The 22,757-nt window shown below is 68.6% G+C and carries 25 protein-coding genes; 19 read left to right on the plus strand and 6 right to left on the minus strand.

The window, feature by feature from the left end:
* Positions 1 to 27 precede the first annotated feature (27 nt).
* From AC5Y7V_RS11440 to prfB, 3 genes are read right to left on the minus strand one after another with little or no spacing between them, the layout of a single operon-like run.
* The gene (locus AC5Y7V_RS11440) at positions 28 to 507 is read right to left on the minus strand and encodes an Rv3103c family proline-rich protein (RefSeq protein ID WP_499880122.1); all 480 of its coding nucleotides are present in this window, start codon (positions 505 to 507) and stop codon (positions 28 to 30) included.
* A complete protein-coding gene (locus AC5Y7V_RS11445) occupies positions 504 to 1,502 on the minus strand; it encodes a mechanosensitive ion channel family protein (RefSeq protein WP_499880123.1) in 999 nt (332 codons plus the stop codon). The genes AC5Y7V_RS11440 and AC5Y7V_RS11445 overlap by 4 nt, the downstream gene beginning before the upstream one ends.
* Positions 1,492 to 2,598 (minus strand): peptide chain release factor 2, encoded by a 1,107-nt coding sequence (gene prfB / locus AC5Y7V_RS11450; protein ID WP_499880124.1) that lies wholly within the window; start codon positions 2,596 to 2,598, stop codon positions 1,492 to 1,494. The genes AC5Y7V_RS11445 and prfB overlap by 11 nt, the downstream gene beginning before the upstream one ends.
* Positions 2,599 to 2,740: 142 nt before the next feature.
* On the opposite strand from prfB, the gene AC5Y7V_RS11455 reads away from it, so the two are divergent.
* Positions 2,741 to 4,111, plus strand: coding sequence for an FAD-dependent oxidoreductase (locus AC5Y7V_RS11455; protein WP_499880125.1), 1,371 nt, complete (start codon positions 2,741 to 2,743; stop codon positions 4,109 to 4,111).
* Positions 4,112 to 4,120: 9 nt separating this feature from the next.
* Here AC5Y7V_RS11455 and AC5Y7V_RS11460 read toward each other — a convergent pair whose 3' ends face one another.
* Both AC5Y7V_RS11460 and AC5Y7V_RS11465 read right to left on the minus strand, forming a co-directional pair.
* A complete protein-coding gene (locus tag AC5Y7V_RS11460; RefSeq protein ID WP_499880197.1) occupies positions 4,121 to 4,738 on the minus strand; it encodes a response regulator transcription factor in 618 nt (205 codons plus the stop codon).
* Between the two features lie 42 nt (positions 4,739 to 4,780).
* The gene (locus AC5Y7V_RS11465; protein ID WP_499880126.1) at positions 4,781 to 5,572 is read right to left on the minus strand and encodes a universal stress protein; all 792 of its coding nucleotides are present in this window, start codon (positions 5,570 to 5,572) and stop codon (positions 4,781 to 4,783) included.
* A 361-nt stretch (positions 5,573 to 5,933) separates the two neighbouring features.
* Here AC5Y7V_RS11465 and AC5Y7V_RS11470 point away from each other — a divergent pair, with 361 nt between their 5' ends.
* Positions 5,934 to 7,103, plus strand: a complete 1,170-nt coding sequence (locus AC5Y7V_RS11470) for a PPE family protein (protein WP_499880127.1) — start codon at positions 5,934 to 5,936, stop codon at positions 7,101 to 7,103.
* Here AC5Y7V_RS11470 and AC5Y7V_RS11475 read toward each other — a convergent pair.
* Positions 7,100 to 7,429, minus strand: a complete 330-nt coding sequence (locus AC5Y7V_RS11475) for a hypothetical protein (protein WP_499880128.1) — start codon at positions 7,427 to 7,429, stop codon at positions 7,100 to 7,102. The two genes, AC5Y7V_RS11470 and AC5Y7V_RS11475, sit on opposite strands and share 4 nt — an antisense overlap.
* A 23-nt stretch (positions 7,430 to 7,452) precedes the next feature.
* Here AC5Y7V_RS11475 and hisN point away from each other — a divergent pair, with 23 nt between their 5' ends.
* From hisN to AC5Y7V_RS11560, 17 genes are all read left to right on the plus strand, one after another.
* Positions 7,453 to 8,232 (plus strand): histidinol-phosphatase, encoded by a 780-nt coding sequence (gene hisN, locus AC5Y7V_RS11480; protein WP_499880129.1) that lies wholly within the window; start codon positions 7,453 to 7,455, stop codon positions 8,230 to 8,232.
* An 88-nt stretch (positions 8,233 to 8,320) separates the two neighbouring features.
* On the plus strand, positions 8,321 to 9,742 hold the full coding sequence (locus tag AC5Y7V_RS11485; RefSeq protein ID WP_499880130.1) for an acyl-CoA dehydrogenase family protein: 1,422 nt from the start codon (positions 8,321 to 8,323) through the stop codon (positions 9,740 to 9,742).
* Between the two features lie 32 nt (positions 9,743 to 9,774).
* Entirely contained in the window at positions 9,775 to 10,980 is a 1,206-nt protein-coding gene (locus AC5Y7V_RS11490) for an acyl-CoA dehydrogenase family protein (RefSeq protein WP_499880131.1), read from the plus strand.
* Positions 10,981 to 11,061: 81 nt separating this feature from the next.
* Positions 11,062 to 12,060: an acrylyl-CoA reductase family protein gene (locus tag AC5Y7V_RS11495; protein WP_499880132.1), complete on the plus strand. Its 999-nt coding sequence runs from the start codon at positions 11,062 to 11,064 to the stop codon at positions 12,058 to 12,060.
* A gap of 22 nt (positions 12,061 to 12,082) precedes the next feature.
* Complete coding sequence (locus AC5Y7V_RS11500) at positions 12,083 to 13,054, plus strand: NADPH:quinone oxidoreductase family protein (RefSeq protein WP_499880133.1); 972 nt, start codon at positions 12,083 to 12,085, stop codon at positions 13,052 to 13,054.
* An 80-nt stretch (positions 13,055 to 13,134) separates the two neighbouring features.
* Entirely contained in the window at positions 13,135 to 14,238 is a 1,104-nt protein-coding gene (locus AC5Y7V_RS11505) for a homogentisate 1,2-dioxygenase (RefSeq protein ID WP_499880134.1), read from the plus strand.
* Positions 14,238 to 15,413 carry an alpha/beta hydrolase gene (locus AC5Y7V_RS11510; RefSeq protein ID WP_499880135.1) on the plus strand — a complete coding sequence of 392 codons (1,176 nt, stop codon included), beginning with the start codon at positions 14,238 to 14,240 and terminating at the stop codon, positions 15,411 to 15,413. Before AC5Y7V_RS11505 ends, AC5Y7V_RS11510 begins: the two co-directional genes overlap by 1 nt.
* On the plus strand, positions 15,410 to 16,615 hold the full coding sequence (locus AC5Y7V_RS11515) for a CaiB/BaiF CoA transferase family protein (protein WP_499880136.1): 1,206 nt from the start codon (positions 15,410 to 15,412) through the stop codon (positions 16,613 to 16,615). The genes AC5Y7V_RS11510 and AC5Y7V_RS11515 overlap by 4 nt, the downstream gene beginning before the upstream one ends.
* Positions 16,612 to 17,505, plus strand: a complete 894-nt coding sequence (locus AC5Y7V_RS11520) for a hydroxymethylglutaryl-CoA lyase (protein WP_499880137.1) — start codon at positions 16,612 to 16,614, stop codon at positions 17,503 to 17,505. Before AC5Y7V_RS11515 ends, AC5Y7V_RS11520 begins: the two co-directional genes overlap by 4 nt.
* On the plus strand, positions 17,505 to 18,116 hold the full coding sequence (locus AC5Y7V_RS11525; protein WP_499880138.1) for a TetR/AcrR family transcriptional regulator: 612 nt from the start codon (positions 17,505 to 17,507) through the stop codon (positions 18,114 to 18,116). Before AC5Y7V_RS11520 ends, AC5Y7V_RS11525 begins: the two co-directional genes overlap by 1 nt.
* Positions 18,117 to 18,125: 9 nt before the next feature.
* Positions 18,126 to 19,364 (plus strand): acyl-CoA dehydrogenase family protein, encoded by a 1,239-nt coding sequence (locus AC5Y7V_RS11530; protein WP_499880139.1) that lies wholly within the window; start codon positions 18,126 to 18,128, stop codon positions 19,362 to 19,364.
* Positions 19,361 to 20,356 (plus strand): phosphotransferase family protein, encoded by a 996-nt coding sequence (locus AC5Y7V_RS11535; RefSeq protein WP_499880140.1) that lies wholly within the window; start codon positions 19,361 to 19,363, stop codon positions 20,354 to 20,356. Before AC5Y7V_RS11530 ends, AC5Y7V_RS11535 begins: the two co-directional genes overlap by 4 nt.
* A complete protein-coding gene (locus AC5Y7V_RS11540; protein ID WP_499880141.1) occupies positions 20,353 to 20,709 on the plus strand; it encodes a DUF6285 domain-containing protein in 357 nt (118 codons plus the stop codon). The genes AC5Y7V_RS11535 and AC5Y7V_RS11540 overlap by 4 nt, the downstream gene beginning before the upstream one ends.
* Before the next feature lie 2 nt (positions 20,710 to 20,711).
* Positions 20,712 to 21,113, plus strand: a complete 402-nt coding sequence (locus AC5Y7V_RS11545; RefSeq protein ID WP_499880142.1) for a nuclear transport factor 2 family protein — start codon at positions 20,712 to 20,714, stop codon at positions 21,111 to 21,113.
* A 34-nt stretch (positions 21,114 to 21,147) separates the two neighbouring features.
* Positions 21,148 to 21,684, plus strand: coding sequence for a YceI family protein (locus AC5Y7V_RS11550; protein WP_499880143.1), 537 nt, complete (start codon positions 21,148 to 21,150; stop codon positions 21,682 to 21,684).
* Between the two features lie 29 nt (positions 21,685 to 21,713).
* Complete coding sequence (locus AC5Y7V_RS11555; RefSeq protein ID WP_499880144.1) at positions 21,714 to 22,115, plus strand: Rv3143 family two-component system response regulator; 402 nt, start codon at positions 21,714 to 21,716, stop codon at positions 22,113 to 22,115.
* 263 nt (positions 22,116 to 22,378) lie between these two features.
* Complete coding sequence (locus AC5Y7V_RS11560) at positions 22,379 to 22,756, plus strand: NADH-quinone oxidoreductase subunit A (protein WP_499880145.1); 378 nt, start codon at positions 22,379 to 22,381, stop codon at positions 22,754 to 22,756.
* The last annotated feature ends 1 nt before the right edge of the window (position 22,757 follow it).

Genomic DNA, 22,757 nt, shown 5'->3' on the forward strand with positions numbered 1-22,757 from the left:
AGCCGTGAATTTCGCTGGCGAGCCAAGTCAGCTGGCCGGTGGCGGGGAACTCGGCACCGGACCCGGGCCCGGCTGGGGTAGCTGCGGCGGCGGTGGCGTCGCGCTGGTGCTGGGCGGGCAGAACGGCGGCGGCAGCAGGCACGGCGGCGTCGGCAGCTGGAACGGCGGCGGCGTGGTGGTCGTCGTCGTGACGGGGGGCGGCACGGTGGTGCTCGGCGTGGTGGTCGGCGTCGGGGTGACCGTGACCGTTGGCGGAGGCTGCTGCACTTTGCTTCGCGGTACCCAGGTGTAGTTGGGGTCGGGCACGAAGCCCGGCGGCACCACCTGCGGGGCCGGCGGCTTCGGAGCCGTTTCCGGACGGTAGGTGTCGTAGACCCACCACACCGCGAAGAACGCGACGATCAATATCAGCGTGGACGTGCGCATGCGGCCGCCGAAGAGGTGGCTCCAGCGTCGTCGTTGCCTGTCTTCGCTGCGCCTCTCGAAGATGCTCACGGTGAACTTCACCGCCGTTGCACCGCGTCTTCGGCTTTGCCGTCGGTCGACTTCTCGGCGGCCTGCGCGGCCGGCACGGAGGGGTCGTCCTCAACCAGGCCTATCGTCGCGTCCGCCGCGGTCACGATGCCCACCCGGGCCAGCGCCCGAATGACCAGGACACGCAGCTGCCGGCCGACCTCGAACTGTTTGCCGGGCAGCGTGCGCGCCACCACACGAAGGGTGACGGTGTCGACCTCGATGCTTTCCACGCCCATCACGGTCGGCGGGTCCAGCAGCAATTCCCCGAGCACCGGGTTCTCCATCGCGCGGTCGCACTCCTGGTGCAAGACCTCGTTGACCCGGTTCAGGTCGGCGCTGGTCGACACCGGGATGTCCACCACCGCGCGCGCCCAATCCTTGGACAGGTTGACCACCTTGACGATCTGCCCGTTGGGAATGGTCAGCACCTCGCCATCCGGCGAGCGCAGTCGCGTCACCCGCAATGTCACGTTCTCCACGGTGCCGGTGGCCTCGGTTGCGGAGACGACGGTCAGGGTGACCAGATCACCGAACCCATACTGCTTCTCCACCAGGATGAAGAAGCCGGACAGCAGATCCCGCACCAACTGCTGGGCGCCGAAACCCAGCGCGGCGCCGACCACGGTGGCGGGCGCGACCAGTCCCCCTACGGAGAACTGCAGCACGTTGGCGATCTGCATGATGACCCAGATGCCGATGATGACGACCGACACCCAGGAGATCACCGAGGCCAGCGCCTGACGGTGCTTGGACGTTTCCGAGCGCACCAGCGCGTCGCTTTCAGCGAAGCCCTCGGTGAGCTGACGGGTCACCTGTTGTGCCACCCAGTTGACGAACCGGGCCATCAGCACCGCGGCGATCAGCACCATGACGATGCGCAGGCCGCGGGTGATGATCCATTGCCCGGCTTCGCCGCGCCAGAAGTCGTGCCAGCCCAGCGCCTTTATCGAAGCGGTCGATGCAAGAACAGTTGTGTTAGTCGTCATCTTTTCGGTTGCGCCACCGGATTCCCGCTTCCAGGAACCCGTCGATGTCTCCGTCCAGTACGGCGGCCGGATTGCCCACCTCGTATTCGGTTCGCAAATCCTTGACCATCTGATACGGGTGCAGTACGTAGGAGCGCATCTGGTTACCCCAGGAGCTGCCGCCTTCACCCTTCAACGCATCCAGCTCAGCGCGCTCTTCTAATCGCTTGCGCTCCAACAGCTTTGCCTGAAGCACTCGCATTGCCGAGATCTTGTTCTGCAGTTGCGATTTTTCGTTCTGGCAAGTCACGACGATACCCGTTGGGATGTGGGTTAAACGAACCGCCGAGTCGGTGGTGTTCACCGACTGACCGCCCGGACCGCTGGAACGGTAGACGTCCACCCGCACGTCGCCGTCGGGGATGTCGATATGGTCGGTGGTCTCCACCACCGGAAGCACCTCGACTTCGGCGAACGACGTCTGGCGCCGGCTCTGGTTGTCGAACGGGCTGATCCGGACCAGCCGGTGCGTGCCCTGTTCGACGGACAGGGTGCCGTATGCGTATGGCGCGTGCACCGCGAACGTCGCGCTCTTGATCCCGGCCTCTTCGGCGTAGGAGGTGTCGAACACCTCGACGCCGTACTTGTGTTGCTCGGCCCAGCGGATGTACATCCGCATCAGCATCTCGGCCCAGTCGGCCGCATCCACCCCGCCGGCGCCGGAGCGGATGGTGACCAGCGCCTCGCGCTCGTCGTACTCGCCCGACAGCAGCGTGCGCACCTCGGCGGCCTCTATATCGGCGCGCAGCGCCTTGAGTTCCGCGTCGGCCTCGGCCAGGGCGTCCGCCGCGTCCTCCTCGGCCGCCAGCTCGTACATGATCGGGAGATCATCGAGGCGTTGGCGCAGTTCTTCGATGCGGCGCAGCTCCCCCTGGGTGTGCGATAACTGGCTGGTCACCCGCTGCGCGTTGGCCTGGTCATCCCACAGTTTGGGATCGGACGCCTCGTGCTCCAGCTTTTGGATGCGGCTGCGCAGACCCTCCACATCGAGCACCCGCTCCACCGTGGTCAGGGCGGAGTCCAGGGCGGCGATATCGGCTTGACGGTCGGGTTCCACAGCCGCCCACGTTACCGGCGACGAATGCACAGCTCGTCGTCCGGGCCGCAGCGTTTAGCATCAGGTGACCAGTACGTGCAGCCCGGACCGCGACGCTCAGCCCCCTTCGCGCGCGGCCCGGCACGACCCAGAAGGCTGAAGCATGCGGCCATACCACATAGCGATCGTCGGCTCCGGGCCGTCGGGATTCTTCGCAGCGGCGTCCCTGCTCAAGGCGGCCGACGCGGCGGAGGACATCGACGTGGCCGTCGACGTGCTCGAAATGCTGCCGACGCCCTGGGGGCTGGTCCGCTCCGGCGTCGCGCCCGACCACCCGAAGATCAAGTCGATCAGCAAACAATTCGAGAAGACCGCCGAAGACCCCCGGCTGCGGTTCTTCGGCAACGTGGTGGTCGGTGAGCACGTGAGCGCCGCCGAACTCGCCGAGCGCTATCACGCGGTGATCTATGCCATCGGGGCGCAGTCGGATCGGTCGTTGAAGATCCCCGGCGAGGACCTGCCGGGCAGCATGGCCGCCGTCGAATTCGTGGGCTGGTACAACGCACACCCGCACTTCGAGCAGGCGACCCCGGATCTTTCGGGGGCCCGGGCCGTGGTCATCGGCAACGGCAACGTCGCGCTCGACGTCGCCCGCATCCTGGTGACCGACCCCGACGCGCTCGCCCGCACCGACATCGCCGACCACGCCCTGGAGTCGCTGCGCCCGTGCGGCGTCGACGAGGTGGTGGTCGTCGGCCGGCGGGGGCCGCTGCAGACGGCGTTCACCACGCTGGAGTTGCGCGAGCTGGCGGACCTCGAAGGCGTCGACGTGATCGTCGACCCGGCGCACTTCGACGGCATCAGCGAGGAGGATGCCGCCGCGGCGGGCAAGACGACTAAGCAGAACATCAAGGTGTTGCGCGACTACGCCGCGCGTGAGCCGCGGCCCGGGCACCGTCGCATCGTCTTCCGCTTCCTGACGTCGCCGATCGAGATCAAGGGCGACGGCAAGGTCGAGAGCATCGTGCTGGGCCGCAACGAATTGGTCACTGACGAGAGCGGGCGGGTGGCGGCCAAGGACACCGGCGAGCGCGAGGAACTGCCGGCCCAGTTGGTCGTGCGGTCCGTCGGATACCGCGGCATGCCCACGGCGGGGCTGCCTTTCGACGAGTCCAGCGCAACGATCCCCAACACCGACGGCCGCGTGCACGGCAGCCGCAACGAGTACGTCGTCGGGTGGATCAAGCGCGGGCCGACTGGTGTGATCGGTACCAACAAAAAGGACTCCCAGGACACCGTCGACACCCTGCTGAACGACCTAGCCGGCTCCAAGCAACAAGAGGCGCTCGCGGAGTTCCCCGACGACCACGCCGATACGCTGGCCGAATGGCTGGCGTCCCGGCAGCCGAAAGTGGTGACGTCCGCCCACTGGGCGGTCATCGATCGCCACGAGCGAGCGGCCGGCGAGCCGCACGGGCGCCCGCGCGTCAAGCTGCCGAGCGTGGCCGAGATGCTACGAATCAGCCACGGCTGACGGGGCGCCTCAAAACCATTGGCGGTGAGTGCGATTGGGCTGGCGCGCCAGACCCAATTTGACCAGCAGGCGCGACACGTGGTTCTTGACGGCGTCCTCGGCCAGCAACGTCCGGTCGGCGATTTGCCGGTTGGTCAGGCCGTCGCCGAGCAATCCCAACAACGTTCGTTCCCGGTCGTTGAAGGCCCACAGCCCGTCACTGTTCTCGATGGTCCACCACAGTCTCGCCATCAGTGCCGCCGCGGCGTGGGTGTCGAGCAGCGAGCGTCCGGCTCCCACTTCCTTGATGGCGGAAGCCAATTCCATGCCCTTGACGTCTTTGACGACGTAGCCGCTGGCGCCGGCCAGGATCGCGTTCAGCATCGCCTCGTCGGAGGTGTGCGACGTCAGGATCAAGCAGCGCAGATCCAGCATGCACGACAACAGTTCGCGGCACAGTTCGACGCCGTTGCCGTCCGGCAACCAGTCGTCGAGCACCGCGACGTCCGGGCCGATCGCGGGAATCGTGCTCATCGCTTCGGCGACGGATCCGGCCTCACCGACGCAGTCGAGTTCGGGGTCCGCACAAAGCAAATCGACAAGGCCGCGCCGCACCGGCTCGTGATCGTCGACCAGAAACACCCTCAACGTTGCCCCGCCGGAGCCCAACAAACTGCCCACCCGCGCGGCCTACAGGTTGCTCGAACGCGTGGCGAGGACGGAGGTACCCGGGTTGTGCGCGCCGCACAGGTCGTGACAGGCGCGCGCGTCGGTGACCAGCAGCTGGTCCCGCTCGGTGTCGGCGGCCAGGTATTCCTCGAGGGTCCCGCGAACGACCGCGGACTCGACGCGCACGGCGGGATACAGGCGGGTCCAGCGCGCGAGGCGTCGCCTCAGTTGGGCTCCCGCCGAACGTTTCGTGTCGGCATCGCCGTCCCCGGTGGCCACCACGATCGCCAGCAGCGGCGCCTGTCGCAGTGTCGCCTCCTCGAAGGCGTGCCCCAGCGCTACCGCGCTGTCCGCCTGCACGATGACACGACTGACCTTGGCGGTCACCGGTCCGCCCGCCGGGCGCCGGACCACGGCCACCGGACAGAGCGCCGACGCGGCCAGGCTCGCCGAAGTGGATCCGACCCCATGCGCGGCGTGGTTGAGCCCGATGGAGCCGACACAGATCATCGCCGCCGACCTCGACTCTTCCATCAGCTTGGCAAGTGGGCTGCCCCAAAGGATTTCGGTTTCGATCTTCACCTGTTCCCCGGTCGCCTCGACCACCCGGCGGGCGTCGTGCAACACGGCGCGGGCGGCGGTCAGTCGGCGGTCGTGAGCCCAGCGCGGCTGAGGATCCGGCCGGGCGACCACATACACCAGTCGCAACGGGATGTCGCGGCTGACCGCCTCGTCGACCGCCCAGCGCGCCGCATCGGTGGCGGCTTTGGAGCCGTCGACACCGACGACGACCGTCGGGGCTGGCTGAAGCATGCGGTCTCCTATTCGTCCCCCTCGAAGCTATTGAGCGGGGACCGGCGCCACCCAGGGGCATTCGGTTCACAAATCGGGGCCATTGGTCCCTACCGACGACGGCGTGCACGGTCACCTTCATCGCGATGCCGCTCACGTGGCGGACGCCCGGGAGCATAGGCGAATTTGGCCGTTTTCAGGCATTGGAAATCGGGACGGCCGTTATCGCCATGACCCACTTGCCTTTTCGTCCTAAAACTCCAGTACAAACGCGGATTCGCGCCTACATTCTTATGACCACCGCCAATGGGACGGCGGAGGAAAAGGTGCCGATTCGGGCTCGGCACGGTTCACCAGGCACACCCTTAAGGGAGATCTGACGATGGATTACGCCTTTTTTCCGCCCGAAATCAATTCCGCCAGGATCTACAGCGGCCCCGGTTCCGGTTCACTGATGGCCGCGGCGGGAAGCTGGGACTCGTTGTCGGCCGAATTGGGCACCACGGCCGAGACCTACGGCTCTGTGCTCTCGGCCCTGACCACCCTGCACTGGCATGGCCCGGCGTCGGCGGCGATGACCGCCGCGGCGACCCCGTACGTGGAATGGCTGAGCACGACCGCCCAGCAGACGAAACAGACGGCCATGCAAGCCAGGGCCGCGGCGGCGGCTTTCGATCAGGCCTTCGCCATGACGGTGCCGCCGCCGGTGATAGCGATCAACCGGGCGCAGTTGCAGGCACTGATCGCGACGAACTTCTTCGGCCAGAACACCGCGGCGATCGCCGCCACCGAGGCCCAGTACGCCGAGATGTGGGCCCAGGACGCCACCGCGATGAACGGCTACGCCGTCAGCTCGGCGGCCGCTTCCCGGTTGACGTCCTTTGCGTCCCCGCAGCAGACCACCAACCCCGACGGCGTGAACGAGCAGACCGCCGCGGCCAATCAGGCTGCGGGCAACCCGTTTTCCGATTTGTACTCGACGCTGCAGGCGTGGAGCGATCAGATTTACGACAACCTGAACGCCTTGCTCAAGCTCAGCCCCATTCCCATCACCGCCAACGGGCTGGACAGCCTGAACCTGCTCGACTCCATCCAGCTCGCCAACACGGCGATCTCGGGGACCGGAACCATGGCCGGGATCCCGGCATCGCTCAGCGGCAACACGGCCAATCTATTCGGCATCCAAGCAAATATGGCGTACCTGGCCGGCCTCGGCGGGCCCGCGCCCGCGCTCGGGCCAATAGGGCTCGGCGGCGGGATGCCCGGATCGGGACTTGGCGGTCTGCCCAACGCGGTCACGGCGAGCCTGGCCCGCGCGAACGCGATCGGCCCGATGTCGGTGCCGGCCAGCTGGTCCGCGCCGTCGACCAGCAGCATCTCGGCGCTGCAGCCGGCCGGCCTGACCACTCTTGCGGGCACCGACGAGTTGGCCGGTTCCGGCTATCCGGGTGTTCCCGGGATGCCGGCGGGGACGCTGGCCCGGGCCTCGGGCGTCCTGCCGCGCTACGGGACCCGGCTCACCGTGATGACGCGCCCGCCCGCGGGGGGCTAGGCGGCCGGCGGCTGGGCCGGGGCGAACCGCCAATTGTCCGGGTTCTTCGGCGAATACACCACCGGGAGCAGCTGACCCACGGTCGGCCAATGGTCGACGTCGACCGCCATGCGCTGGTACACCTCGTGCTCGTTGACCGTGGGTCCGTTGATGACGCCGGCGACGGTGACGTATTGCTCGCCGGCGGCGTCCGGCCGCGGGCTGACGCCGGTCACCAGCAGGGTGCCGCTCGCGAGCTCACCGCGGGGGCCGCGCGGGGCGAACCGCTGGGCAAGCGCCACCCCCAGGACCGCCACGAGCAGAATCAGGACACCGTATTCCCACACCCGGCCATGGTAGGACTTGCTCCATGAGTCGCGACGATCTGGCGCTGGCGCTGGCCCTGGCCGACCGCGCCGACACGCTGACCTCCGCGCGGTTCGGCGCGATTGACCTGCGCATCGAGACCAAACCCGATCTGACGCCGGTCACCGACGCCGATCGCGCGGTCGAAACCGAACTGCGCGGCGCGCTGGGGCGCGAACGGCCCGAGGACGGCGTCGTCGGCGAGGAGTTCGGCGGGACCGCCACCTTCAGCGGGCGGCAATGGATCATCGATCCGATCGACGGCACCAAGAACTTTGTGCGCGGGGTGCCGGTGTGGGCCACTTTGATCGCGTTGCTCGAGGACGGCGTTTCGTCGGTCGGCGTCGTTAGCTCGCCGGCGCTGCACCGCCGCTGGTGGGCGGCGCGGGGCCGCGGTGCGTTCGCCTCCGTCGACGGCGGCCCCCCGCGATCACTATCCGTTTCCTCAGTGGGACAACTGGATTCGGCGAGCCTGTCGTTCTCCAGCCTGTCGGGATGGGCGCAACGCGGACTGCGCGATCGCTTCGTCGGCCTGACGGATGCGGTGTGGCGGGTGCGAGCCTACGGCGACTTCCTGTCGTATTGCCTGGTCGCCGAGGGCGCGGTCGACATCGCCGCCGAACCGGAGGTGTCGGTGTGGGATCTGGCGGCGCTCGACGTCCTGGTGCGCGAGGCGGGCGGAACGTTCACCGGCCTGGACGGGACCGCGGGCCCGCACGCCGGCAGCGCCGTGGCGACCAACGGTCTGCTGCATGAGCAGGTGCTTTCGCGCCTGCGGGCCTAGTCTTGTGAATTAGTTAACACGCGTTCCCATCTATCTTACTCCGGAGTAAGATAGGTTCCGTCCGCGACGCCCATCGACAGAGGCTGAAATGACCGACACCCGTTCCGGTTCAAAACAGACTTCAGAAAACACCCGCTCACGCGTCAAACGGCGCGGCCGCAAGACCGGCGTCGGGCTGCAGCCGCACAAGCGGACCGGCATCGACATCACCCTGGCGCTGCTCACCCCGCTGGTCGGCCAGGAGTTTCTGGACAAATACCATCTGCGTGACCCGCTCAACCGGGGCCTGCGCTACGGCACGAAGACCATCTTCTCCACCGCCGCCGCCACGTCCCGCCAGTTCACGCGGGTTCAAAACCTGCGCGGCGGACCGACCCGCCTGAAGTCCAGCGGCAAGGACTACTTCGACCTCACCCCCGACGACGAGCAGAAGATGATCGTCGAGACCCTCGACGAGTTCGCCGCGGAGGTCCTGCGTCCCGCGGCGCACGACGCCGACGAGGCCGCGACCTACCCTCCCGATCTGATCGCGAAGGCCGCCGAACTGGGCATCACCGCGATCAACATCCCCGAGGATTTCGACGGCATCGCCGCCCACCGCTCCAGCGTGACCAACGTGCTAGCGGCCGAGGCGCTCGCCTACGGCGACATGGGCCTGGCGCTGCCGATCCTGGCGCCGGGCGGCGTGGCCGCGGCGCTGACGCATTGGGGCAGCGCCGACCAGCAGGCCACCTACCTTCACGAGTTCGCCGGCGAGAACGTCCCGCAGGCCTGCGTGGCGATCGCCGAACCGCAACCCCTGTTCGACCCCACCCGGTTGAAGACCACGGCGGTGCGCACCCCGAGCGGCTACCGGCTCGACGGCGTGAAGTCGCTGGTTCCGGCCGCGGCCGAGGCCGAGCTGTTCGTCGTCGGCGCCCAGCTGAACGGGAAGCCGGCACTGTTCATCGTCGAGTCGTCCGCCAAAGGCCTTACCGTCAAAGCGGATCCGAGCATGGGAATCCGCGCCGCCGCCCTAGGCCAGGTCGAGTTGTCCGGGGTGTCGGTGCCGCTGAGCGCCCGGCTGGGCGAACCAGACGCGGCCCCTGGCGAACATGACGCGGCCTACTCCGAGGCGATCGCGCTGTCCCGGCTCGGTTGGGCGGCGCTCGCCGTCGGCACCTCGCACGCGGTGCTCGACTACGTCGTCCCATACGTCAAGGACCGCCAGGCCTTTGGCGAACCGATCGCGCATCGCCAGGCCGTCGCCTTCATGTGCGCCAACATCGCCATCGAGCTGGACGGGCTGCGGCTGATCACGTGGCGCGGCGCGGCCCGCGCCGAGCAGGGCCTGCCGTTCACCCGCGAGGCGGCGCTCGCCAAGCGGCTCGGCGCCGACAAGGGCATGCAGATCGGCCTGGACGGCGTGCAGCTGCTCGGCGGCCACGGCTTCACCAAGGAGCACCCGGTCGAGCGCTGGTACCGCGACCTGCGGGCCATCGGCGTCGCCGAGGGCGTCGTCGTTATCTAGGTCGTCATCTAACCCGAGCCGAAAGACCAATCATGGCAATCAATCTGGAACTGCCCCGCAAGCTGCAGTCGGTGATCGTCAAGACCCATCAGGGCGCCGCCGAGATGATGCGGCCGATCGCGCGCAAGTACGACCTCAAGGAGCACGCCTACCCGGTCGAGCTCGACACCCTGATCAGTCTTTTCGAGGGGGCGTCCGAATCGGTGGCATTCGCCGGGGCCGACGCGCTTCGCGACGAGGACGAGGACCGGGACCGAAACCACAACGGCGCCAACATGGCCGCGCTGCTGCAGACCATGGAAGCCTGCTGGGGCGACGTCGCGATGATGCTGTCGGTCCCCTACCAGGGGCTGGGTAACGCCGCCATCTCCGCGGTCGCCACCGACGAACAACTGGAACGACTGGGCAAGGTATGGGCGGCGATGGCCATCACCGAACCCGGCTTCGGGTCCGACTCGGCGGCGGTGTCCACCACCGCCAAGCTCGACGGCGACGAGTACGTCATCAACGGCGAGAAGATCTTCGTCACGGCGGGCTCGCGCGCCACCCACATCGTGGTGTGGGCCACGCTGGACAAATCACAGGGCCGCGCCGCGATCAAGTCCTTCATCGTGCCGCGCGAACATCCCGGCGTCACCGTCGAACGCCTCGAGCACAAGCTCGGCATCAAAGGCTCGGACACCGCGGCGATCCGGTTCGACAACGTCCGGATTCCCAAGGACAACCTGCTGGGCAATCCCGAAATCGAAGTCGGCAAGGGCTTTTCGGGGGTGATGGAGACCTTCGACAACACCCGCCCAATCGTCGCCGCCATGGCCATCGGGGTCGGCCGCGCCGCGCTGGAGGAAATCCGCAAGATCCTCACCGAGGCCGGGGTCGAGATCTGCTACGACCGGCCGTCCCACGCCCAGAGCGCCGCCGCGGCCGAGTTCCTGCGGATGGAGGCCGACTGGGAGGCCAGCTACCTGTTGTCGCTGCGGGCGGCGTGGCAGGCCGACAACAAGATCCCCAACTCCAAAGAGGCGTCGATGAGCAAGGCCAAGGCCGGCCGGATGGCCAGCGACGTCACCCTGAAGTCCGTCGAATTGGCCGGCACCGCAGGGTTTTCCGAGCAGTCCATGCTGGAAAAGTGGGCGCGCGACTCCAAGATCCTGGACATCTTCGAGGGCACCCAGCAGATCCAGCAGCTGGTGGTCGCCCGCCGCCTGTTGGGCCTGTCGTCGGCGGAGCTCAAGTAGCGACGGCGTTCAGCCCCGCGCGGGCAACGGAAAAGCCACCGAGTGGAAAGGATTCCATCCGGTGCGGTTAGCGTCGTCGGTATGGAAACGTTTCAAGCGCTGGTGGCGCGCCAAGACGGTGAGAAGATAACCACGTCGGTCGAGACGCTGAGCGCGTCCGACCTGCCGCCCGGCGAGGTGACGATCCGCGTGGAGTATTCGAGCGTCAATTTCAAGGACGCGCTGGCAGTGACGCCCGGTGGCGGCGTGGTGCGCAACTACCCGGTCGTCCCGGGCATTGACCTGACCGGCGAGGTCGTCGAGTCGCAGTCCCCCGACTTCGCCGTCGGCGACAAGGTGCTGGCTCACGGTTATGCGATCGGCACCGGCCACCACGGCGGCTACGCCGAGTACGCCCGGCTGCCGGCCGACCAGGTGGTGGCCCTAGGCAACTTGAGCCCGTACGAGGGCGCCGCGATCGGGACCGCCGGCTTCACCGCCGCCATGAGCGTGCAGGCCCTGATCGACTGGGGTGTCGAACCCGGCGCGGGGTCGGTGGTCGTCACCGGCGCCTCAGGCGGCGTCGGCTCGGTCAGCGTGGACCTGTTGGCGGCCGCCGGCTACCGGGTGGTGGCCTCGACCGGCAAGGAGAAGGCGACCGACCTACTGAAAGGGCTTGGCGCCGCGGAGGTTATCGGGCGGCTGCCGGAAGACCCCGAGGCCAAGCCGCGGCCGTTGGCCAAGGCGCGCTGGGCGGCCGGGGTGGATTGCGTCGGAGGCGCCACACTGGCCGACGTGCTCAGCGCCGTGGACTACGGCGGGGCGGTGGCCTGTAGCGGGCTGACCGGAGGTCCGGCGCTGCACACCACGGTGATGCCGTTCATCCTGCGCGGCATCGCGCTGCTCGGCATGGACTCGGTGCTGCTGCCGATCGGCCCGCGCCGCAAGCTGTGGGCGCTGCTGGGCGACTCCTTGCGGCCGCGTCACCTCGATTCGCTCACCAGCGACGTCGACGTCAAAGACGTGGTTGGCGTGCTCGACCAGCTGCGCGCGGGCGCCTTCACCGGCCGGGCGGTGGTGCGGGTCGCCGGCGGGTTCTGAGTCGGCGTTAGGCTGACCGACCATGCGGGCGGCACGGGTGACTCGGCTAGATGGTCCGGATGCGATCGAGGTGGCGGAGGTCGACGAACCCTCCGGCGACGGTGTGGTGGTCGAGGTGCACGCCGCCGGCGCGGCCTTCCCCGACGCGCTGCTGACCCGTGGTCTGTATCAGTACCGGCCCGAGCCGCCGTTCGTGCTCGGCGCCGAGATCGCCGGCGTGGTGCGGTCGGCGCCGAACGGGGCCCATGTGAAAGCCGGCGACCGGGTCGTCGCGTTGACGATGCTGTCCGGCGGCATGGCCGAGGTGGCCGTCGTGCAGCCGGACCGGGTGTTCAAGCTGCCTGACAACGTGAGCTTCGAGGCGGGCGCCGGCCTGCTCTTCAACGACCTGACGGTGTACTTCGCGCTGACCGTGCGTGGCCGCCTGTCCGCCGGCGAGACCGTGCTGGTGCACGGCGCGGCCGGCGGGATCGGGACCTCGACGCTGCGGCTGGCGTCGCTGCTCGGGGCGTCTCGCACCATCGCGGTCGTCAGCACCGAAGACAAGGCCGAGGTCGCGACCGCGGCCGGGGCCACCGACGTGGTGCTCGCCGAGGGGTTCAAGGACACGGTCAAGGAGCTCACCGGCGGCCGCGGCGTCGACGTGGTGGTGGACCCGGTCGGCGGCGACCGGTTCACCGATTCGCTGCGCTCGCTCGCCCCCGGCGGGCGGCTGCTGGTCATCGGGTTCACCGGCGGGGAGATTCCCACCGTCAAGGTGAACCGGTTGCTGCTCAACAACATTGACGTCGTCGGCGTTGGCTGGGGAGCCTGGACGGCGACACACCCGGACGCGCTGGCCGAGCAGTGGGCGGGCCTGGAGGCCCTGCTCAGCTCCGGCCGGCTGGCGGCCCCGACGCCCGAGGTCTACCCGCTGGAGCAGGCGGGCGCGGCGGTCGCCTCGCTCGAGAACCGCACCGCCAAGGGGAAAGTCGTGGTGCGCGTCCGCGATTGAGGACCCCCTTGTGCGCGGCGAAAACAAAAAGTAATGTCACTTTCAGTTTTCTGCCGATCGCCAGAGCCCGGGAGTCAGCCATGGAATCCTTCGTTCACTTGCGAAAAGGCAAGACGCCGCGTCGGCTTCACGCCGATCTCGACGGGCTCAAGGACGACGAGCTGGGCCGGGGCGGGTTCACCGGCCGGACCGCCAACATGTACCGGCGCCACGACCCCACCGCCTATCGGGCGGTCGGCCCGCTGCGCCCGGTCGACGTGCTCGCCGGCGAGCTGAAGCCCAGCGACGCGACCGACGCCGGCGGCGGGCCGCTGCTCATGTTCAGCAACGACGACTGCCGAATCCTCTTGAGCCGCCGCCACGAGGCGATGCCCTTCTACACCCGGCACGTCGACGGGGATCTGCTGTGCTTCGTGCATCGCGGCGCGGGCCTGCTGGAGACCGAGTTCGGGCCGCTGCGCTACCGGGAGGGCGACTGGGTCTACCTCCCGAAGGCGTGCACCTGGCGTCAGGCGCCCGACAGCGAGACCACGCTGTTGATGATCGAGGCCAGCGACGAGTTCCGGGTGCCGCCGCCCGGCGCGCTGGGCCGCCACTTCCCGTTCGACCCGTCGCAGGCCACCATTCCGGAGCCGGAGCTGATCGCCGACGACGACCGCGAGGAGTACGAGGTGCGACTCGTGCACCGGGATATTTTGCAAGGCGGCCCGACAACCCTTTACTACCAACATAATCCGCTGGACGTCGAGGGCTGGCGCGGCGACAACTTCGCTTTCACCTTCAACATCGCCGACTACAACGTGGTCACGTCGGACAGCATTCACCTGCCGCCGACAGTCCATCTGTTCATGCAGGCCACTGGCGTCTACGTGATGAACTTCCTGCCCAAGCCGGCCGAAGGCGTGCCCGGCACCGAGCGCACGCCCTGGTATCACCGCAACGTCGACTACGACGAGATCGCCTTTTTCCACGGCGGGTCGCTCTACGGCATCCCGATGCCGCCGGGCCTGATCACCCATGCGCCGCAAGGGGTTCACCACGGCGCGCCCGAGAAGGCGCGGGAACGGGCGCGCCGCAAGTTCGAGGAGCATTCGCGGGTGGACTGGCAGGTCATCGCGGTCGACACCCGGCGGCGGCTGACACCCTCCGCAGAGGTGCTGGCGCACGACCTCGGGCAGCACTGATGAAACACGAATACGACCGCATCCCGTATCTTGTTGCGTTTCAGAATAATTCCGGGGTCCGCGACGTGTACGGCGGGCTGGCGGAGATCACCGTGCTGGAGAGCTATCTGCTCAAGCCCCGGGACAAGCCGTCCGACACCGTGCTGGTGTTCATGCATCCCATCGGCGGCGGCGCCTACCTGCCGATGATCAATGCGCTGGCCCGCGCCGGCCACCACGTCATCTACTGCAACAGCCGGTTCCGGGGCACGGATTCGGCGCTGCTGATGGAGAAGGTGGTCGAGGACCTCGGCGAGTGCATCAAGGACGCCAAGAACCGGCTGGGCTACGCCAGGGTGGTGCTGGCGGGATGGAGCGGCGGCGGCTCGCTGTCGCTGTTCTACCAGCAGCAGGCCCAGCACGCGACCATCACGTCGAGTCCGTCCGGGGACGGCCCCGACCTGACGCGGCTCGACCTGCCCGCGGCCGACGGCGTCATGCTGCTCGCGGCGCACATCAGCCGGCACGGCACGCTCACCGAATGGCTGGACGCGTCGATCCTCGACGAATCCGACCCCACCAAGCGCGATCCCGAGCTCGACCTCTACAGCCCGGACAACCCCAACCAACCGCCCTACACCCCGGAATTTCTGGCGCGGTACCGCCAAGCGCAGATCGAGCGCAACCGGCGAATCACCGCGTGGGTCAAGGAAAAGCTGGCCGCGCTGAAGGCGGCCGGGCGGCCGGACGAGGAGTTCTGCTTCGTGGTGCACGGCACCATGGCCGACCCGCGCTGGCTCGACCCGAGCGTCGATCCCAACGAACGCACCCCCGGGACGTGCTACCTGGGCGATCCCCGGGTGGTGAACATGAGCCCGGTCGGGCTGGCCCGGTTCTCGACACTGCGCGGCTGGCTGTCGCAATGGAGTTACGACGACGCCCGCGGCGACGGGATGGCCTGCGGGCGCGATCTCGCGGTCCCGGCGCTGGTGATCGGTAACCTGGCCGATGACGCCTGCACGCCCAGCCACACCCGACGGCTCTACGAGGCGATCGGGCACCCCGACAAGGAGATGCACGAAATTCCCGGCGCCACGCACTATTACGCGGGTCCCGACCAGCGGGACAAGCTGCGCCACGCCGTCGACGTCGTCACCGACTGGCTGGTCCGGCACGATTTCGCGAGCAAAGAATGAGCGTCACCGGCCCCCTGGACGGCATCCGGGTGCTCGAGCTCGGCACCCTGATCGCCGGGCCGTTCGCCGGCCGGCTGCTCGGCGACATGGGCGCCGACGTCATCAAGGTGGAACCCCCCGGCGCCCCGGACCCGCTGCGCACCTGGGGCCAGGCCGAACTGGACGGGCACCACGTCTTCTGGACGGTGCATGCGCGCAACAAGCGGGCGATCACGCTCGACCTGCGAAAGCCGCACGGCCGCCGGCTTTTCCTCGACCTCGTCGGCGAGTCCGACGTCATCGTCGAGAACTTCCGCCCGGGCACGCTGGAGAAATGGGAGCTGGGCTACGACGTGCTGTCCGAGCGCAACCCGGGCATCATCCTGGTCCGGGTCTCCGGCTACGGCCAGACCGGGCCCGAGGCGCACAAGGCCGGCTACGCGTCGGTGGCCGAGGCCGCCAGCGGGCTGCGGCACCTCAACGGCTTTCCGGGCGGCCCGCCGCCCCGCCTGGCGCTGTCCCTCGGCGACAGCCTGGCCGGCATGTTCGGCGCCCAGGGCGCGCTGGCCGCGCTGTATCGCCGCTCCGTTACCGGGCGCGGACAGGTGGTCGACGTCGCGCTGACCGAATCCTGCTTGGCCGTGCAGGAATCCACGATCCCCGACTATGACGTAGGTGGCGTGGTGCGCGGCCCCTCGGGCACCCGGCTGGAGGGCATCGCGCCGTCGAACATCTACCGCAGCGCCGACGGCTCCTGGGTTGTGATCGCCGCCAACCAGGACACCGTGTTCGCGCGGCTGTGCAAGGTGATGGGGCGCCCGGAACTGGCCACCGACGACCGCTTCGCCACCCACGGCGCCCGCGGCCGCAACCAGGACGAGCTCGACGAGATCATCGGCGCGTGGGCCGCCGACCGGCGACCCGGCGACATCATCGAAACCCTTTCCGCCGTCGGCGTGATCGCGGGCCCGATCAACACCGTCGCCGAGGTGGTCGACGACCCGCAGCTGCGGGCGCGCGGCATGCTGGTCGAGCACTACGACGAACGGGTCGGCCGCAACGTGCTGGGGCCGGGCGTCGTCCCGGTGCTCTCGGAGTCCCCCGGCGGAGTCCGCACCGCCGGCCCCGCGCGCCCCGGACAACACAACGACGACGTGTACATCGGGCTGCTCGGCAGGACGGCCGAGGAGCTCGACGAGCTGAGGGCTGAGGGGGTGTTATGACCCACGTGAATATTCGCGAGGTGGCCCTGCGCGACGGCCTCCAGATCGAAAAGCCGATCCCGTTGGCCGCCAAGCTGGAACTGCTGGCGGCGGTGGCGGCAACCGGGGTGCGGGAGGTCGAGGCCACCGCGTTCGTGTCGCCGTCGAAGGTGCCCTCGATGGCCGACGCCGCCGAACTCGCCGCGCACCTGCACGACTACCCGGACATCGAGTTCTCCGCCCTGGTGGCCAGCCCCAACGGCGCCCGGCGCGCCGTCGCCGCGGGGCTGCGCTCCGTCGAATACGTGGTGGCCGCCAGCGACGCATTCAGCGAGGCCAACGTGGGGCGCGACAGCGCCGAGGCCACCAGGCAGATCGAGGAGATCGTCGCCATCGCGCACGACGCCGGCGTCACCGTCGAGGTCATCGTCGCCACCGCGTGGGACTGCCCGTTCGACGGGCCGACCCCGCCCGAGCGGGTGCTCGAGATCGCCGCGGCCGCGAAAGATCAACGCGTCGACCGGTTCTCGATCGCCGACACCATCGGCACCACCTCGCCGCGCCGAGTGAGTTCGCTCGTCGCCCAGCTGCGCCCGGTGATCGGCGACACGCCGCTGGGCGGGCATTTCCACAACACCCGCGGCACCGGGCTGGCCAGCGCCTACGCGGCCGTCGAATCCGGGGTCACCCGATTGGACGCGTCGGTCGGCGGGCTGGGCGGCTGCCCCTTCGCGCCGGGGGCCACCGGCAACATCGCCACCGAGGACCTCGTCTACCTGCTGACCGACAGCGGCGTCGGCGTCGACGTCGACCTGCGGGCCGCGATCGCCGCGGCCGGGGTCGCCAAATCCCTTGTCGGCCATGATTTGCCGAGCGCCCTGCTGCGCGCCGGCGACCGAATCCGGAACTGATGCCGACCGAAGCGCTTACCGCAAAGGGCCGCCAGACCAGGCAGGCCATCGAGCAGGCCGCGCGGAAACTGTTCGCCGAACGCGGCTTTCACGGCACCACGCTGGCCGACATCACGTCGGCCGCGGGCAAGTCGCCGGCGGTGTTCTACCGGTATTTCGCCGACAAGGAAGACCTGCTGGCCGCGCTGGCGGAGTCGTTTCTGCACGAGGTGGTGGCGCCGCCCGGGCTGCGCCTCGAGCTACCCACCTCCCCGGATGACGACGCGTTCTTCACGTCGGTGGTCACCGGGTACTGGAACATGTTCAAGCAGAACATCGGCATCATGATCGCCGTGGCGCAGCTGGCCGCCACCCAGCGGCGCTTCGCGAGCGTACAGAACGAATTCCGGCGCTTCGGCATGGACATCGTGGCCGCGTCGGTGCGCCGCGCGCAGGAGCAGGGCTACGGAACCGAGCTCAACCCCCAGCACACGGCGGCCGCGATCGCGCTGCTGTTCGAGAACTTCACCACCGTCTTCGCCGGCCCGTCCGGCCTGGGCCTTCAGATCAGCGACCAGGACGCCATCGCCACCCTATCCACGGTCTGGAAGAAAACCCTCTACGGCGCGTAAGGAGTTCACATGGATTTCACTCTGCCAGAACATCTTCCGGGATTGCTCGCCGAGATGGACGCGTTCATCGACTCGGAGATCAAGCCGCTGGAACGCGACCACATCCAGTACTTCGACCATCGCCGCGAGCATGCCCGCACCGATTGGGACAACGACGGCATCCCGACGCGCGAGTGGGAGGACCTGCTCGCCGAGATGCGCAGGCGGGCCGATAAGGCGGGCTGGCTGCGCTACGGCCTGCCGACGTCGCTGGGTGGCCGCGATGGCACCAACCTCGACATGGCCGTCATTCGGGAACACTTGGCGCACAAGGGACTTGGCCTGCACAACGATTTGCAAAACGAGTCGTCGATCGTCGGGAACTTCCCGCAGGTGATCATGATGGAGCGCTTCGGCACCGACGAGCAGCGCCGCGACTGGTCGGAGGCGTTGATCACCGGGGAACGGTCGATGGCGTTCGGGCTGACCGAGCCGCGGCACGGCTCCGACGCGACATGGCTGGAAACCCGCGCCGAACGCGACGGAGACGGCTGGGTGCTCAACGGCTCCAAGCGATTCAACACCGGGGTGCACCGGGCCACGCACGACCTGGTCTTCGCGCGCACCTCCGGCGAACCGGGGGCCGCGCTAGGCATCACCGCGTTCCTCGTCCCCACCGATGCGCCCGGATTCCGCGTCCCCTACTACTGGTGGACGTTCAACATGCCCACCGACCACGGCGAGGTCGAGTTGACCGACGTCCGGGTACCCGCCGACGGGGTGCTCGGCGAAGTGGACCGCGGACTGGAGGTCGCGCAGACCTTCCTGCACGAGAACCGGATCCGGCAGGCGGCGAGCAGCCTGGGCGCCGCCCAATACTGCATCGACCGCGCCGCCGAATACGCCGGCAGGCGCACGGTGTTCGGCAAGCCGCTGTCGGTCAACCAGGCCGTGCAGTGGCCGCTGGCCGAGTTGCAGACCGAGGCCCAGATGGTGCGGCTGCTGGTGCAGTACGCGGCCTGGCACCTGGACCGCAACCACCACATGGAGGTCTCCGACAAGGTGTCGATGGCCAACTACCGCGCCAACCGGCTGGTCTGCGACGCGGCCGACCGGGCCATGCAGGTCTATGGCGGCCTCGGCTACAGCCGCCACGAGCAGTTCGAGCACATCTACCGCCATCACCGCCGCTACCGGATCACCGAGGGCGCCGAGGAGATCCAGATCCGCCGGGTGGCGCAGCGGCTGTTCAAGTTTGGCCACAAGTGACCGACACCGAGGCGCTGGCCGGCAAGCTGGCACGGGTGCTGGCGCCGGCGCTGGGTGCGACCCCCGCGATCGAGAACCTGCGGGCGCTGACCGGCGGCGCCAGCCGCACCACGTGGGCGTTCGACGCCGTCACGGGCGAGCAGCGCCGTTCGCTGATCCTGCGCACCGGCCCGCCCGACGACGTGCACGCCGGCATGGGGCTGGAGGCGCGCGCGCAGGCCGCGGCCGCCGCGGCCGGCGCTCCGGTCCCCCACGTCCTGGTGGCCGAGGATTCGGTTGCCGCACTGGGCAATCCGTTCCTGATCTGCGACGAGATCAAGGGCGAGACCATCGTCCGGCGCATCCAGCGTCAGCTCGACGCCGGCGACGGGCACGCGGGCCGCACACGGCTGCTGCACCAGTGCGCGCAAGCGCTGGCCGCCATCCACCGCGCCGACGCCAAGATTCCCGGGCTGGAGGCGGAGGACCAACTCGCGCACTGGCGCGAGCGGCTCGACGCCATGGGCGACACCACCGCCACCTTCGAGTGGGCGTTTCGCTGGCTCGAGCGCAACCGCCCGCGAGCGTCCGCGCCGTCGTCCCCCGTCCTGGTGCACGGGGACTACCGGATGGGGAACCTCATCGTCGACGGCTCCAACCTGGCGGCCGTCCTCGACTGGGAGCTGGTCCACCTCGGCGAGGCGTACGAGGACCTGGCCTGGTTCTGCATCCGGGCCTGGCGCTTCGGCGCCCCGGCCGGCCTGGCGGCCGGCGGCCTCGGGAGCACCGAAGCCTTCATCCGGGCCTACGAGGACGCCGGCGCAACTAGCGTCGACCGGGTGGCGTTTCACTGGTGGCTGGTGCTGGCCACGCTGCGCTGGGGTGTCATCTGCCGCTACCAGGCGGAGCGGCACCTCAGCGGCGAGTTCCGCTCGGTCGAGTTGGCGACCATTGGCCGCCGCGTCTGCGAGACCGAGTGGGACCTGCTCGACCTGCTGGAGCTGGGCGCGTGATCGGCGCGTACGGGCGCCCGCTCGCGGCCGAACTCGTGGCCGCGGTGGCCGAGTTCCTCGAAACCGATGTCCGCGCGGCGACCAGCGGGCAGGTCAACTTCCACGCCAGGGTGGCCGCCAACGCGTTGCGCATCGTCGAGCGTGAACTGCTCGACGAAAGCGAAGCGGAAGCGGGCACGGCGCTGGCCGGCCTGGGGTTCGCCGACGAGGAAGAGCTCGCCGCCGCGATCCGGGCCGGCGAACTGGACGGCCGCGCCAACGACGTCACGGCCTGCCTGCGCACGCTGGTCCGGCGTCGCCTGGCCATCGCCCATCCGGGATACGAGGAACCCGACAATCAGACAGGAGGGTGACGATGCGCGCTGCCACCGCCCAGACCATCGTCGACTTGGCCGACCGCCTGTTCACGGCGATCGAGAACGGCGACGCGACGGCGGTCAACCGGCTGTGGAGCAACGACATCGCGGTCTGGCGCACGGGCGCACGCCGCGACGACGATAAGTCGCGCGCGATGCGGGTCATCGACTGGTTCATCACCGCCACCACCGAGCGTCGCTACGAGATCCTCGACCGGCGCCTCTTCGACGATGGCTCCGTCGCGGGCTTCGTCCAGCAACACGTCCTGCACGCCACCGGCCAGGCCGGCCAATCGATCTCCATGCGGGTCTGCATCGTGATCAGGGTGGGCGCCGACGGGTTCATCGATCGGATCGACGAATACTTCGACCCCGCCGAGATCGCGCCGTTGCTCGCCTAACGGCTAGATTCGCCACGAGTCACTGGGGAGGACGATGACGACTCTGGAAATACTGCTGAGCGATCCCGATCTGGCCGGCGTGTGGAACCTGGTTCCCGATCGCTCGGCCATCACCTTCAAGGTCAGAAACTTCTGGGGCCTGCTCAATGTCAAGGGCCGCTTCGGCGAGTTCAGCGGCGACGGGCAACTCACCGGCAAGGGCGCGATCTTCGGCCGCGTCGACATCCGCGCCGCGTCGCTGTCCACCGGCATCGGCCGTCGCGACAAGCACCTGCGCTCGGCCGACTTCTTCGACGTCGAGCGTTTCGGTGAGATCAGCGTCGTCGTCACCGCGGTAAACCCGACCACAGGCAGCGCCGCCGACCTTCGGGCCAGCTTCACCATCAAGGGCGTCACCGCGCCGCTGCCCCTGCCCGTCACGATCACCGAGCTGGACGACGGCTCGATTCGGATCTCCGGCGAAACCAAGGTCGATCTCGCCCGATTCGACCTGGGCTGGAACAGGTTCGGCATGATCGGCCGGACGGCGACGGCGGCCGCGCAAGCGGTCTTCGTTCGGTCGACCCGGTAGGGTTTGCGCGCCACCAGTACCATCTGAGCGTGCCCGACTCCAGCAGCGCCCTGCGGATCCTTGTCTACAGCAGCAACGTCGAAACCCGCGAACGGGTGATGCGCGCATTGGGCAAGCACCTGCACCCGGACCTACCCGAGTTGACCTACGTCGAGGTGGCGACCGGCCCCATGGTGATCCGCACGATGGACGAGGGCGGCATCGACTTGGCCATCCTCGACGGCGAGGCGACCCCCACCGGCGGCATGGGCATCGCGAAACAGCTCCGGGACGAACTCGAGACCTGCCCGCCGATCCTGGTGCTCACCGGCCGCCGCGACGACGAGTGGCTGGCCAGTTGGTCGCGCGCCGACGCGGCCGTGCCGCATCCCCTGGACCCGATCGTGCTGGGCCGCACGGTGCTCGGGTTGCTCCGCGCCCCCACTCACTAGCGATTACCCCGCTCACCTGCGCCGACACGGAAACGTAGACCGTGTGGGCGGGTGCTCAGCACCCCCGCGGCGACTCGCCCGGATGCGGGGACGTTAAAACCGGGCAAATAGCACCACCCCGAGCACGTGCGCCGACGCCAACGACGCTATGTTGAAAGTCACTGTGACGGGCCACAGACCCGGTTCGTCACAGCAGCCCGGTCACCGCCTGGCCGCCCGCTCAATCGAGAAGGCGGCCACATTACGACGGATCATGGAGCGAGTTGAACGTCTACATACCCATCCTGGTGCTCGGCGGGATAGCCGCCGCGTTTGCCGTAGGTTCGGTCGCGATCGCGAGCATCGCCGGCCCGAAGCGCTACAACAAGTCGAAACTGGCGGCTTACGAATGCGGCATCGAACCCACGGAAACCCCGGTGAGCGGCCCGCACGCGACGGCCGGGCAGCGATTCCCGGTGAAGTATTACCTGACCGCAATGCTGTTTATCGTCTTCGACATCGAAATCGTGTTCTTGTATCCCTGGGCCGTTAGCTACGACGCGCTGGGAACCTTCGCGTTGGTCGAGATGGTGGTGTTCATGCTGACGGTGTTCGTGGCCTACGCCTACGTGTGGCGCCGCGGCGGCCTGACATGGGATTGAG

The organism is Mycobacterium sp. NGS34 (assembly GCF_059812845.1).